We start from the raw sequence: 13,864 nt of genomic DNA, 5'->3' as shown, positions 1-13,864 counted from the left end.
AAAATCATGAATCGATTCTTTATATTTTTATGTTTTTGTGCAAATCTTCTGTTGGCACAACAAACAGATTATGTTGATTTTAAAGAAGTAAAAAGTGTGTTGTCTTTCAATCAAATGAAAGTAGATAGTACGGTTTTTAATTCATATGAAATTAAATTCAATATTCTTAAAAAAACAGATTCTGTTTATTTGGATGCTGTTAATATGAAGTTTTTAAATGTTGCATTAAATGAAACTTCTGTTGAATATAAAAATGATGGCAAAAAACTAATTATTTATAATAAATTTAAAGCTTTAACATCTTATAAACTTAGTTTTCTCTTTTTTGCTTCACCTAAGCAAGCCATGTATTTTATAGGTTGGGATAATGATTCTCGTAATCAAATTTGGACTCAAGGTCAAGGAAAGTACACAAGCCATTGGTTGCCATCTATTGATGATATGAATGATAAAATTGAGTTTGATATAAGTTGTGTAGCTCCAAAAGGCTATCAAGTTATTTCTAACGGAAAAATGATTTCTAAAAGAGAAACGCCAACTTATAATTTATGGGAATTTGATATGCAAAAACCTATGGCTAGCTATTTGGTAGCTTTGGTTATTGGTAAGTATGATAAAAAGGTAGAATATTCAAAAAGTGGAATTTCTTTAGAAATGTATTATTATCCTGAAGATTCACTAAAAGTTGAACCAACGTATCGTTATTCAAAGCAGATGTTCGATTTTCTTGAAGAAGAAATTGGAGTGTCATATCCTTGGCAAAACTACAAACAAGTACCTGTTAAAGACTTTTTATACGCAGGTATGGAAAATACAAGTACAACTATTTTTGCCGATAGTTTTGTGATAGATTCTGTTGCGTTTGCAGATAAAAACTATGTAAATGTAAATGCACATGAATTAGCACACCAATGGTTTGGTGATTTAGTAACCGAAACTTCGGGGACGCACCATTGGTTGCAAGAAGGTTTTGCAACTTACTATGCGCTTTTAGCCGAACGTGATATATTTGGAGACGATTATTACTATTGGAGATTATATGAATATGCTCAAGAGTTATTAGAACAAGATATGGCTGGCGGAGGTACATCGTTACTAAACCCTAAATCTAGTAGTACAACATTTTATAAAAAAGGTGCATGGGTTTTACATTTACTTCGAGAACTAGTAGGGGATAAGGCTTTTAAAAAGGCAGTAAAATCTTATTTAATAAAGTATGAATTTAAAAATGTTGAAACTCAAAATTTTATTGCTGAAATTGAAAAGGCGAGTGGGTTAGATTTGAGTGAATTTGTAGAATTATGGCTTAATAATAAGGTTTTTAATTATGATGATGCTTTAGTGAGTTTGAAAAAATCAACATTTATTCAAGAGTATTTAATGGTTGATTGCGAAGTTTATACCTCAAAATGTAGTGATTATTTAGGATCGGGAGTATCAGATGAAGCAAAAATTAAAGTGGTTTCTCAAATTCCTAATCATTTAAAAAAGGAAGATTTTAAAAATAGTTTAAAAGTGCGACAAGCTATTGCTAGAAACGTTTCTAAAATCCCGTCAGAATTAAAAACAACATACGAATCGCTTCTTGATGACGCCTCTTATGTGACTATAGAAACAGCTTTATTTAATTTATGGAAAAACTTTCCGCAAGAACGTCATAAATATTTAGATAAAACAAAAGGAATTCAAGGGTTTGGTGATAAAAATGTTAGAATGCTTTGGTTAGCATTAGTGTTAATTACAGATGATTATAACACAGATAATAAAACGCAATATTTTGAAGAGTTAACTAACTATACAAGTCCTAAATTTGGTTTTGAGGCACGTCAAAATGCGTTTCAATACTTAACCTTAATACAAGCTTGTAATGATACTTGTAAAGAGAATTTAAAACAAGCTACGAAGCACCATAACTGGCGATTTAAGAAGTTTGCAAAGTCACTATTAGACTAGACTAAATTGATAATAAGCATAGTTTTGTTAGGATATGATTTAATTATGGAGGTTGTAATAGGTGTATTTAAATTTTTATATTACACGTTATTTAAAATAAGCTAATTAATTATATTTAATGTTTAGATAAATATGATTAGAGGAAGTAATATTTTGAGAAAATTAAAATTTAAAGTGTTTAATTAAAGATAAATTGACAAAACAAAGGCAATACGATTATAATTTTATTAAATTTAAAATCAAGAATTTAGTTAGATAGAAAATTAATTTATGAAAGCATTAGTAATTTCTGGAGGAGGAAGCAAAGGGGCATATGCTGGTGGAGTTGCAGAGTATTTAATAAAGGAAGAAGGTAGGGATTATCATATGTATTTAGGTACGTCTACAGGTAGTTTGTTAATTCCGCATTTAGCTGCTGGTAAGATTGATAAAATACACAAAGTGTTTACTAATGTTAATCAAAACAATATATTTAGTGTGAATCCTTTTGTTGTCCGAAAAAAAGGAGATAGGGAATATGTTACAATAGATTTTTTAAACTCATTATGGCAGTTTATAAAACGGAAGAGAACATTTGGGGAGAGTAAAGCATTACGCCGATACCTAAAAAAGCATTTTACTTACGAAGAGTATTTAGAGGTAAGAGACACGAAAGATGATGTAGTTGTTACGGTTTCTAATTTGTCTAAAAACATTGTTGAATATAAGTCTATAAAGGATTTTAGTTATGATGAATTTTGTGACTGGATATGGGTTTCTTGTAATTATATACCATTTATGTCTTTAGTTAAAAAGGATGGATTTGAATATGCCGATGGTGCTTTTGGCTGTGTTGTACCTATTCGAGAAGCTATTTTGCGTGGTGCAACGGAAATTGACGCCATTATTTTAGAGTCTGAAAGTATGCAATACAATAAAGTGCTTGGTAAAAACCCTTTTTCTTTAATGCTTAATTTGTTTGGGCATCTTTTAGATCAAGTAGAACGAAGCGATATTTTGATTGGGAAGTTAGCTGCAAAAAATAAAGACGTAAAACTAAATTTATATTATACACCGGCAAAACTTACAGAAAACTCTTTGGTGTTTAACAAAAAATTAATGACAGTTTGGTGGCAACAAGGGTATTATTATGCAAAACAAAAGTGCGAGAAAGCACGATCTAACGAGTTGCGTGAAAAAGATTTACCACAGCTCTGATACTTCTTCTTTAATAAAAGAAAGCGCAGCATCACTTGGTGAACGGCGTTCCATCATTTCTGTTAAAACAACTTCTCTTAGCTTATTTGCGGTGTCTGTTTTTTCAAGCATACTTGCTTTTCTTATAAGTTGAATAGTTGCATTTTTAGCTGTAGTAACAATGCTCCAACATTTGTCACTAATGTATATTTGCTGCGATAAATTATGCTCAAATTCCTGTTCAATACTTTGTATAAGTAAAGACTCGTAATCTTCTTTATTTGATGATGTTGGCGACACTCTAATAAGTAGTTTTGATGGTGAAACACGTTCTAAGAAAAGAGCCATGCGCTCATAGGCTTGCAAGCGTAATGGCATAGCATTTACTTGCATGTCTTTTTTTAATAAAAAGCGTCTACGTCCATCTTCGTTTTTGGTGTGTTCTTTAAAAAAGTGATACGCTATTAATCCAACAATAAGAGAAGGTATTGCAAATAAAAAAAGATCTATAATTCGGCTAATTTCCATAAAAAGATAATTTAATTACAAACATAAGTTGTTTGTGTTTATTGTACAAAAATTATTTATTGAGTTAGATTGGCTAATAACATTTACATTGAAAAGCTGCTTGGGCTTAAATAGGTTATTTGAGGGTAGCCTGCACCTTAGTTTGAGGGTAAAAAAAGCTAATTAACTATATTATTTTACTTTGAGCCTCCTAAATGCATACAGTCTTTTAAATGTTGAACGCCTTTAAATGGCACAGTTGTTTTCTCATACATATATGTTCGGTTAAGTTCTTTTGAAAGGTTGTGGTCGTCAACATTTATTTCAATATCACTCATTTTAAATTCGCATGGGTGTTCGTATCCTGCCGCATGTGTAATTTCAATAAGTTCTTTTCTAAATGTTTTAAAATATTGGGCTAAACGTTCAGATTTTAATGGCACATTAATACCATTTTGAGTCCATTTTTTTTGTGTAGCAATTCCAGCAGGACAACGGTTAGTATGACATATTTGAGCTTGTATACAGCCAATACTCATCATAGCTTCTCGGGCAACATTAATGCAATCTGCCCCCATGGCAAAGGCCATAGCTGCTTTCGCAGGAAAGCCAAGTTTGCCACTTCCTATAAATACAATGCGCTCAGATAAATCTTTATCTTTAAATAATTTGTATAAATCACTAAAACCATACACCCAGGGTAATGAAACATGATCTGCAAAACTTGGTGGAGCAGCTCCTGTACCGCCTTCACCGCCATCAACAGTTATAAAATCGGGACCTTTACCTGTTTTTTTCATGATGTTTGCTAACTCTTCCCATTGTTCTAATTTACCAATTGCGGCTTTAATGCCAACTGGTAAACCTGTAGCTTCAGCAATTTTTTCAATAAAATCTACCATTTCGGGTACGTTCGAAAAAGCTTTATGGTTAGGAGGTGAAAGTACATCTTTACCAACTTCAACACCTCTAATGCTGGCTATTTCTTTAGTTATTTTTGCTCCTGGTAATACGCCTCCTTTTCCTGGTTTAGCACCTTGTGATAATTTCACTTCTATAGCGCGTATAAATGGATTTTTGTTTACAAGTTCCACCATTTTTTCCATAGAAAAGCCACCATCTTCTGCACGAACACCAAAATAACCAGTTCCAAAATGAAACACCACATCTCCACCATTGCTGTGATATGGTGATAAACCACCTTCGCCCGTATTATGGTAAGCATCAGCTATTTTTACCCCTTTGTTTAATGATTCTACTGCTTTTGCAGAAAGCGAACCAAAACTCATAGCAGATACATTTATTATAGAAGCTGGACGATACGGCCTTTTTCGTTTATTAAATTCGCCCATAACTTTGGCACATGGCAAAAAAGTTTTATCAATTTTATTAGGATGGTTTTCTGGTAGCTTAAAGGGCATCATAGCATTATTAATAAAAATATGCTGATGCTCATAAATATCTCTATCTGTACCAAAACCTTCGTAATTATTCTCCTTTTTTGCAGATGCATAAATCCACCCACGTTCAATTCTATTAAACGGTAATTCTTCTCTATTGTTTGCTACAAAATATTGGCGCATTTCTGGTCCAATACTTTCAAGCCAATAACGCAAATGTCCTACAATAGGGAAATTATGGCTAATGGTATGAGATTTTTGCACAAAGATATCGCGTATAGCAACAAAAGCTAAAGCAATTAAAATCCATCCCCACCAAGTAATGCTTATTAATATTTCTAATATTGAATTCATATCGTTTTTATAAAGTCTAAATATATTCAAAATTCATGAATGCAGAAATATCTTTTAATTGTTTATAATTATTAATAATTCAGAAGCGAAAAAAGCATAACATTAGTTATTTTCACGTGATAAAATTGATGATGATTTGGAAAAGTATTTAAGCCAGTTAAATGATGCACAATTAGAGCCAACAATTCAAGTTGATGGCCCTATGATAGTTATTGCTGGCGCTGGTTCTGGTAAAACAAGAGTATTAACATATCGTATAGCTTATATGATGAGTAAAGGGATTGATCCTTTTAATATCTTATCGCTAACATTTACAAATAAAGCGGCTCGCGAAATGAAAGAGCGTATTGCAAGTATTGTAGGTGCAAGTGAAGCTAAGAATTTATGGATGGGAACCTTTCACTCTGTATTTGCTAAAATTTTACGTATTGAAGCAGATAGATTAGGGTACCCAAGTAATTTTACTATTTATGATACTCAAGATTCTGATAGATTAATTGCATCTATCATTAAAGAAATGAATCTTGATAAAGATATATATAAGTACAAGCAGGTACGTTCTAGAATTTCTTCGTACAAAAATAGTTTGATTACAGTACGTGCATATTTTCAAAACCCCGAACTTAAAGAAGCCGATGCTATGGCACGTCGACCAAGAATGGGTGAGATTTATAAGGAATATGTAGAGCGTTGTTTTAAAGCTGGCGCTATGGATTTTGATGATTTGTTATTGAAAACCAATGAATTACTTACACGTTTTCCTGAGGTTTTAGCTAAATATCAAAATAGATTTAAATACATTTTAGTAGATGAGTACCAAGATACAAACCACTCGCAATATTTAATAGTTAGGGCCTTGTCTGATAAGTTTCAGAATATTTGTGTGGTTGGCGATGATGCACAGAGTATCTATGCTTTCCGTGGAGCAAATATTAATAATATTCTTAATTTTCAGAAAGATTATGACGATGTAAAAGTTTTTAGATTAGAACAAAATTACCGTTCAACTAAAAACATTGTAAATGCAGCAAATTCAATTATTGATAAAAATCAAACCAAGCTTGATAAAATAGTTTGGACTGCTAATGATGAAGGACCAAAAATAAAAGTAAACCGGTCGTTAACCGATGGTGATGAAGGCCGATATGTAGCAAGTACCATTTGGGAAAACAAAATGCAAGATCAATTAATGAATAGCGATTTTGCAATATTATATAGAACAAATGCTCAGTCACGTTCTATTGAAGATGCGCTTAGAAAACGAGATATACCTTATCGAATTTATGGCGGTTTGTCTTTTTATCAACGAAAGGAGATTAAAGACGTATTGTCTTATTTGCGAATAATTATAAATCCTGCAGACGAGGAAGCTTTAAAACGTGTGATTAATTTCCCACCGCGAGGTATTGGGCAAACCACAGTCGATAAGCTAATAGTCTCAGCAAATGGTTATGGACGAACCATTTTTGAGGTGATGAAAAACATCGATAAAACCGATGTTAAAATAAATTCTGGAACCAAAACGAAACTTCAAAACTTTGTAACATTAATTGAAAGTTTTCAAGTAATGAATCAAACAGCAGATGTTTTTGAATTAGCAGAGCATGTAACAAGAACAACAGGACTTATAAAAGAATTCAATAAAGATGGCACACCAGAAGGTGTTGCTAAAATGGAAAATATTGAAGAGCTTTTAAATGGTATGAAAGATTTTGTTGAGGGGCAAAAAGAAATTGCAGACACCACAGGTAATCTTGCTGAGTTTTTAGAAGATGTTGCTTTGGCAACCGATTTAGACGCCGACAAAGGAGACTCAGATCATGTCGCGTTAATGACTATACATTTAGCTAAAGGACTAGAGTTCCCAACGGTATTTGTAGTTGGACTTGAAGAAGATTTGTTTCCAAGTGCTATGAGTATGAATACACGAAGTGAGTTAGAGGAGGAGCGACGTTTGTTTTATGTAGCTTTAACTCGTGCAGAAAAACAAGCGTATTTAACCTATGCTTTATCTAGATACCGATGGGGAAAATTAGTAGATTCTGAGCCTAGCCGTTTTATAGAAGAAATTGATGAGCAATATTTAGATATTGTAACACCTATTGAAGAACGCAGATTTAACCCCATGTTAGATGCTAATATTTTTGGAGATGTAGAGCCTAATAAAATAAGATATAAGCCTGCAAAAAAGCCGGTATTTAAAAAAGGCAATGTAGCCAAAAAAGAACCAGAAAAGTTTCAAGTAACCACGCCTAAAAATTTAAAGCCAGTTGCAAAAACGAATGGAAACACCAATTTGTTTGACAGTAAATTAGCTGTTGGGAATATTGTAAAACACATACGTTTTGGAACAGGAGAAGTCATGAAAATTGAAGGAGCAGGTGCAGATATAAAAGCCGAAATTAATTTTCAGCATGGAGGTGTTAAAAAGTTATTGCTACGTTTCGCTAAGTTGGAGGTAATAGGGTAGTCTCTATTTTACCATACAAACCGAATTAACATGACCGTTTCCATCGTGCTCTTTTATGGTATTATTGGGGTCTGTTATCCATTCGCCATCAACAATAAATTTATAATGGTGTTTGCCTCCAGATAGCGGGAGTACATATTTCCAACCATAATCCATTTTGCGCATTATAAATTCTTGTTCATTCCAATTGTTAAAGGATCCTGTTAAAATTACTTTTTCAGCATCAGTATAGCCTCTTAATTTAAATGCGGTGTATTCTTTTATATTAATTACGGAATTGAATTCACTAAATTCATTTCTTGTTTTGTTGGGGTTATCTGGGTCTTCCATCCAATTTCCATCAACTATAAAACGGTATTGATAAACATCTGGTTTCATTTGTAATGTTAATTCCCAACCAGTTTCCGTTTTGTTCATTTTAAAAAGATGCTCATCCCATTTATTAAAAGATCCTGCGAGAATCACTTTTTTAGCATCTTTGAAACCTTTTAATTTAAAACTTGCATTTCCAGTATCACTAGGAAATGCGGTAAACATTTTTAAATTATAAATACCTCTAATGCTGCTTCCGTCTTTTGTTGCTTTTGCAGTATTTGGGTCATTTTTTGAAGGTTCAGCCCAAAGTGAATTATTGATAACAAATTTAAATTCCCATGAAAACTCATCAGTAAAATCAGAGATACTTTTTTTAAGTTGATACTTGTATGTATCAACTTGTTTCATTACCCAATGGTCTCTAGACCACATATTAAATTCACCTGCAACCACAACATTTTCAATATCTAAATCTTGAAAATCATGGATTTGACCAGTATATTCCTGAGTAAATTTTTTATAATCTCTAGCATCAAATGAAAACACAACACTATCACCTTCTATTTTATAGCCTTTAAATGCTTCTTTTTGTGAAAAGGCATTAAGACTAACAAATGCAAGAATCAAATATGTAATATGTAACTTTATTCTTTTCATTGATGGTTTAATGGGTAATTTATGAAATATAACTTTTCTTTTTGGTAATTTATAATAGTTCTTTTTTGAGCAAAGAATTCATAACCTAAAACGCCGTCTAAGTTAGTGCCAAAGGCTTCATTCATTTTACTTAAATTAGTTAACACAGTAAACATAGGTCCAAAATAGGTTTTCTCACTTAGTTTAACACGATGCAATTTCCCTGCCAAAACTTCTATTTTTTTATTGCTAATACCTGTTAATTTTAATCGCTTTTTTGGAATAAAATATTTAAGAGCTTTTTTGCTAATACTCTTATTAATTTGATTGAATTCTGCGGCAGTATCAATTCCTAATCTAACTTTTACATTATTAATAGTTCCGTTTACAACAATAGTATGATGTTTTAAATTAAAATTTAAACTATCTACAATTTTTTCCAAATATACATGCTTATCCAATTTGTCACCTAAAGCATTTACTTTAGTTAGTGTAATTTGGTTAAGGTGCATATCAACAAATATTTCATAATCCTTTAAAATGCTATAACCAATAACGCCTAACAGCTTAATTTTTTTGCTTTTTTCAATATGTGATAAATCTATAACATCTGAGTTTTTATTTTCTAATTTAAAATTTTGAAGCTTAAATTCTTTAATATGTTTATTATATGAATTCTCTACCGAATGCATAATTCCCGAAGCTGTTTTGTTATTTTTTTGATAACTATATAAATTGGAAAAATGAACTTTGTTTAAAATTAAAGTTTCAGAGCCAGTATCAATAATAAAATTACCTGTTTCGTTTAGTATTTCGGCTTTTACTACAATTAAATGATCTACTAATTTGAAAGGAATTCTTGTGGTGTATTCATTTAAAACTTCTGCTTGAGTAAAGAGTATAGGGTTTTTTAAATCATATGTTGCATGTGCAAAATTGATATTTATGGTAAGAATTAATATGGCGATTAGTTGTCTTAGCATACTACTATGACTAATTTAAGTATGAATTGTTACAATATTTCTTTTAAAGATGATTATTTATGAAAACTTTAAGTGTTACCCAAGTGTCTAATAATTCTAAACCAATATAAGAATATCTTGTATCTAGATTTGAAGTAAACAGGTTGCCTTATATACTAAGATTAATAAGTTTATAGCGCATAGTAGTGTTAAAAAATTATCACTTCGATTTGCTATGTTGGAGGTAATAGGTTAAATAATTCTTAAATTCAGAAACTCACCGAGAGTTTTTTTTCATTTTAGAATCTAAATATTAATAACATTAAATATTTAGTTAAAAAACAATAAAAATTATGAGAAAAATATTTGCACTAATATTCGTATTAAGTATAAGTTTTACTAACGCTCAACCTGGTGGTGGTATGCAAGGAGGCTCATCACAAGGTGGTATGAGGCAAGGCGGAGGTATGCAAGAACGCCAAGAAAGACCCGAGTTTAATGCGTCTCAAATTGCAGGTATTTTTTCTTATGATGATAATGAAGCTGTAAAAAAAATTAAGATTAAGAGAAAAGAAAAAGAATTAATTCTTAATGTTAAAAAAGCTATTAACAAATACAATAACAATATTCAAGAAATAGCATTATTAAATAAAGATAATTTTGATACGTTAAATGTATTTGTGAATAACATTATGAAATTTGCTATGACAAATAGAGGGCAACAACAATCAAACTCAGGTATGCAAAGAGGCGGCGGCATGCAGGACGATTATGATATGCAAAATAATGACAGTAGGGACGTTATGAGAAATGTTATGCGGCTATCTAAAGAAAAAATTAAACCTGCTAAAATGGCTGTTAATAAAGAAGAAATTAAGCTTAATAAAAAGTTGGAGTCTATTCTTGATGAAAAACAGTATCAAAAGTGGTTAAAATATCAAGAAGACTTTAAAGAAGATATGCAACCAGAAAAACCATCTAATAATCGTCAAAGTCAAAACCAAGGTGGTGGTATGGGTGGCCGTGGCGGAGGTGGTGGTAGAATGCGTTAAATTAAATGCCTTTGGATAAACGTTTTAAGTTTTGTCCAAGTATCTATTAATTCTATGCCAGCCCAACCATGTCCTGCATCTGGGTATAATGTGAATTCATGTGTTACACCCAAACTAGTAAGCTTATCTCGCATGGCAGTACCTTGAGTAGTAGGTATTAAAGGATCTTGCCCGCCATAAAACAATATTGTTGGTGGCGAGGTCGTTTTTGCTTGGTGGTATGGACTAACTTCTTCAAGAAAAGACACTTCCGGGTTTATACCGAATAAATCTATTAAGGGTTTAACTAAAGGGCTTGCGTCTAAATATGCAGGATCTGTAAAATTTGTAGGTCCCACTACGCTGCAAACCATATTAACTTGATTTTCAGTATCAAATGCATAACTCCATAATAACGATAAATGTGCACCGGCACTAACTCCAATAAAACCTAAATTATTAGATATAATATATTTAGATTGATTAGTTTTTAAATGGTTAACAACCTTAGTTATATCATTAATTTGCATAGGGTAAGGCGAAGTATCAGTTCCCGCTAAACGATAATTAATATTAGCGATTGCAGTATTAGGAAAATCTTTTAGTAAAATATCTCTAAAACTATTCATATCGCTTTTATCACCAGAAGACCATCCGCCACCATGCACTAAAATAATGGTTTTGGTATCTGTAGTTCTGTTTGCTGGTAAGTATAAATCAAAAACTTGATTTATATCATCTCCATAACTAATGTTTAAAGACTCGTAATATTCAGAAGGATTTGTTAAGGTTTCGGTTTCTTTAATCGCCTCATTATCATTGGAGCAACTTGTAACAGTTATGAATACTATTAAATTAAATACAACAAACTTTAAAAATTTCATAAATTAGAAATATATTTACTTAGTAACGTGTTGACAATATAATTATTATGGCTGAATTTATAAGAATTTATGAGGAAAATCCTAATCCAAAGGAAATTAATAAAGTTGTAAAGATTTTAAAAAAAGGTGGATTAATTATTTATCCTACAGATACAGTTTATGGTTTAGGTTGCGATATTACAAATATTAAAGCTTTAGAAAAAGTAGCAAGAATAAAAGAAGTAAAGTTGGAAAAGGCTAATTTTTCTTTTATTTGTCACGATTTAAGTAATTTAAGCGATTACGTAAAACAAATAGACACTTCGGTTTTTAAAATATTAAAACGTGCACTTCCTGGACCTTATACATTTATTCTCCCTGGTTCAAAATCGTTACCAAATCCTTTCAAAAAAAAGAAAACAGTTGGTATTCGTGTACCCAAAAATAATATAGCTTTAGAAATTGTAAAACAGTTAGGAAACCCAATTATATCAACCTCTATTCGTGATGAAGATGAAGTTTTAGAATATACAACCGACCCCGAATTAATTTTAGAAAAATGGGATAATTTAGTCGATTTGGTTATTGATGGTGGTTATGGCGATAATGAAGCATCAACTGTTATTGACTTATCTGAAGATGAACCTGTAGTGGTTAGAGAAGGTAAAGGCAGTCTAGAGATTTTTTAATATCACCAATTCTAAATAAGATTTAAGAACAAAATAATATATGAATATATCAGAAATTAATAGTGATATTCCCTTATTTGCAAACGATACAATAATTTTTGGAGTCCTTTGTGTGGTACTAGCCTTAATATTTCATACCTCCAGTTTGCCTAGGTTTTCAAAGTTTTATAAAATTATTCCGGCACTACTATTATGTTATTTTATTCCATCAGTATTAAGTTCGGTAGGTTTAATTGCCGACAAATGGATAGACGTTACAGCAACCATAGCGCATTTACAATCCCTTTATGGCAATCTAGATGGTGTTACCAATTTACATACTCTAAAAACGTATATAGCAACACAAAATATCGATGCCGCTATGTATTCTAAATTTATAGGAGGTAGTAAATTATATTATGTGTCTTCGCGCTTTTTGTTACCAGCATCATTAGTACTTTTAACAATGAGTATCGATTTAAAAGGTGTTTTTAAATTAGGGTCTAAAGCATTAATTATGTTTTTAACAGCTACAATTGGTGTTATGATTGGTGGTCCTTTAGCTATTGTGTTTTTTAATTATGTGGCACCAGATATTTTAATAGAGGTAGAGGGCACAGAGTTATGGAAAGGCTTATCAACTGTAGCAGGAAGTTGGATTGGTGGCGGAGCCAATCAACTCGCCATGAAAGAACAATGGGAAGTAAGCGATAGCCTTTTTAGTATTATGGCGGTTGTAGATGTATTGGTTGCCGAAGTTTGGATGGCATTTTTATTATTAGGAGTTGCAAAATCCGATAAAATAGATAAATACTTCAAGGCAGATAATTCATCTATTACAGAGTTAAAAAACAAAATGGAAAAGTTTAGTTTAGAAACAGCTAGAATTCCTTCTTTTAACGATTTAATAATACTTTTAGGTATTGGTTTTGGGGTGACTTCCATTGGCCATTTAGTAGGCGATAATTTAAGTGTTTGGATAAAAGAAAACGCACCTTTGTTGGTCGATTTCGGACTAGGAAGTTCCTTTTTCTGGTTAATTATAACAGCAACCACCATAGGTATCGTTTTATCGTTTACCAAGCTTAAAAGCTATGAGGGCGCTGGAGCAAGTAAAATAGGTACTGTTTTTATATACATATTAGTAGCCTCTATAGGTATGAAAATGAATTTAAATGCTATAGTAGAAAATATAAGTCTATTCGCTATTGGGTTTGTCTGGATGATTATTCATGTAGGATTGCTATTTACAGTTGCAAAAATTATTAAAGCACCCTATTTCTTTTTGGCAGTAGGCTCTAAAGCTAATATTGGCGGTGCAGCATCTGCACCAGTTGTAGCTGGAGCATTTCACCCATCTTTAGCGCCAGTTGGTGTTTTGCTGGCTGTTTTAGGTTATGCTTTAGGTACATATGGAGCGTTTGCTTGTGCCTTAATGATGAAGTGGGTTAGTTAGTTTTTTTAAAGTTATTTGGGCGTTACCACAAGGGTCGGGCTTTGCGTTACAAGTCCTCGCACCTCCTTTGTCG

11 protein-coding genes are annotated in these 13,864 nt (G+C 31.9%); 6 read left to right on the top strand and 5 right to left on the bottom strand.

The window, feature by feature from the left end:
* The first annotated feature begins 6 nt into the window (after positions 1 to 6).
* Together Q0842_RS08075 and Q0842_RS08070 are read left to right on the top strand one after the other, a co-directional pair.
* On the top strand, positions 7 to 1,953 hold the full coding sequence (locus Q0842_RS08075) for a M1 family metallopeptidase (RefSeq protein WP_298496580.1): 1,947 nt from the start codon (positions 7 to 9) through the stop codon (positions 1,951 to 1,953).
* A gap of 270 nt (positions 1,954 to 2,223) precedes the next feature.
* Positions 2,224 to 3,150, top strand: a complete 927-nt coding sequence (locus tag Q0842_RS08070; protein ID WP_298496577.1) for a patatin-like phospholipase family protein — start codon at positions 2,224 to 2,226, stop codon at positions 3,148 to 3,150.
* Here Q0842_RS08070 and Q0842_RS08065 read toward each other — a convergent pair.
* Complete coding sequence (locus tag Q0842_RS08065) at positions 3,136 to 3,657, bottom strand: hypothetical protein (protein ID WP_298496575.1); 522 nt, start codon at positions 3,655 to 3,657, stop codon at positions 3,136 to 3,138. The genes Q0842_RS08070 and Q0842_RS08065 overlap by 15 nt on opposite strands.
* Positions 3,658 to 3,833: 176 nt before the next feature.
* Complete coding sequence (locus Q0842_RS08060) at positions 3,834 to 5,390, bottom strand: FMN-binding glutamate synthase family protein (protein ID WP_298496573.1); 1,557 nt, start codon at positions 5,388 to 5,390, stop codon at positions 3,834 to 3,836.
* Between the two features lie 136 nt (positions 5,391 to 5,526).
* Here Q0842_RS08060 and Q0842_RS08055 point away from each other — a divergent pair, with 136 nt between their 5' ends.
* Positions 5,527 to 7,860: an ATP-dependent helicase gene (locus Q0842_RS08055; RefSeq protein WP_298496570.1), complete on the top strand. Its 2,334-nt coding sequence runs from the start codon at positions 5,527 to 5,529 to the stop codon at positions 7,858 to 7,860.
* 3 nt (positions 7,861 to 7,863) lie between these two features.
* Here the strand turns inward: Q0842_RS08055 and Q0842_RS08050 are convergent, their stop codons facing one another.
* Positions 7,864 to 8,832 (bottom strand): glycogen-binding domain-containing protein, encoded by a 969-nt coding sequence (locus Q0842_RS08050; protein ID WP_298496567.1) that lies wholly within the window; start codon positions 8,830 to 8,832, stop codon positions 7,864 to 7,866.
* A complete protein-coding gene (locus Q0842_RS08045) occupies positions 8,829 to 9,794 on the bottom strand; it encodes a pepsin/retropepsin-like aspartic protease family protein (RefSeq protein ID WP_298496564.1) in 966 nt (321 codons plus the stop codon). The genes Q0842_RS08050 and Q0842_RS08045 overlap by 4 nt, the downstream gene beginning before the upstream one ends.
* A gap of 332 nt (positions 9,795 to 10,126) precedes the next feature.
* On the opposite strand from Q0842_RS08045, the gene Q0842_RS08040 reads away from it, so the two are divergent.
* Complete coding sequence (locus Q0842_RS08040) at positions 10,127 to 10,825, top strand: hypothetical protein (RefSeq protein ID WP_298496561.1); 699 nt, start codon at positions 10,127 to 10,129, stop codon at positions 10,823 to 10,825.
* On the opposite strand, the gene Q0842_RS08035 is transcribed toward Q0842_RS08040, so the two are convergent.
* Entirely contained in the window at positions 10,822 to 11,688 is an 867-nt protein-coding gene (locus Q0842_RS08035) for an alpha/beta hydrolase (protein WP_298496558.1), read from the bottom strand. The genes Q0842_RS08040 and Q0842_RS08035 overlap by 4 nt on opposite strands.
* A 47-nt stretch (positions 11,689 to 11,735) precedes the next feature.
* On the opposite strand from Q0842_RS08035, the gene Q0842_RS08030 reads away from it, so the two are divergent.
* Positions 11,736 to 12,356, top strand: a complete 621-nt coding sequence (locus Q0842_RS08030) for an L-threonylcarbamoyladenylate synthase (protein ID WP_298496555.1) — start codon at positions 11,736 to 11,738, stop codon at positions 12,354 to 12,356.
* A gap of 40 nt (positions 12,357 to 12,396) precedes the next feature.
* On the top strand, positions 12,397 to 13,791 hold the full coding sequence (locus Q0842_RS08025) for a DUF819 family protein (protein ID WP_298496552.1): 1,395 nt from the start codon (positions 12,397 to 12,399) through the stop codon (positions 13,789 to 13,791).
* Positions 13,792 to 13,864: the final 73 nt, after the last annotated feature.

Origin of the sequence: uncultured Algibacter sp. (assembly GCF_947495675.1) — a bacterium.
Classification (GTDB): Bacteria; Bacteroidota; Bacteroidia; order Flavobacteriales; family Flavobacteriaceae; genus Algibacter_B.
Note: the sequence above shows the minus strand (reverse complement) of the source record. Positions and strands in the feature narration are given on the sequence as shown.

Bases quoted from the DNA above. Each gene is read 5' to 3' on its own strand.
- Q0842_RS08040 (WP_298496561.1), top strand. From the start codon at position 10,127: ATGAGAAAAATATTTGCACTAATATTCGTATTAAGTATAAGTTTTACT.
- Q0842_RS08025 (WP_298496552.1), top strand. From the start codon at position 12,397: ATGAATATATCAGAAATTAATAGTGATATTCCCTTATTTGCAAACGAT.
- Q0842_RS08065 (WP_298496575.1), bottom strand. From the start codon at position 3,657: ATGGAAATTAGCCGAATTATAGATCTTTTTTTATTTGCAATACCTTCT.
- Q0842_RS08070 (WP_298496577.1), top strand. From the start codon at position 2,224: ATGAAAGCATTAGTAATTTCTGGAGGAGGAAGCAAAGGGGCATATGCT.
- Q0842_RS08075 (WP_298496580.1), top strand. From the start codon at position 7: ATGAATCGATTCTTTATATTTTTATGTTTTTGTGCAAATCTTCTGTTG.
- Q0842_RS08060 (WP_298496573.1), bottom strand. From the start codon at position 5,390: ATGAATTCAATATTAGAAATATTAATAAGCATTACTTGGTGGGGATGG.
- Q0842_RS08035 (WP_298496558.1), bottom strand. From the start codon at position 11,688: ATGAAATTTTTAAAGTTTGTTGTATTTAATTTAATAGTATTCATAACT.
- Q0842_RS08050 (WP_298496567.1), bottom strand. From the start codon at position 8,832: ATGAAAAGAATAAAGTTACATATTACATATTTGATTCTTGCATTTGTT.
- Q0842_RS08045 (WP_298496564.1), bottom strand. From the start codon at position 9,794: ATGCTAAGACAACTAATCGCCATATTAATTCTTACCATAAATATCAAT.
- Q0842_RS08030 (WP_298496555.1), top strand. From the start codon at position 11,736: ATGGCTGAATTTATAAGAATTTATGAGGAAAATCCTAATCCAAAGGAA.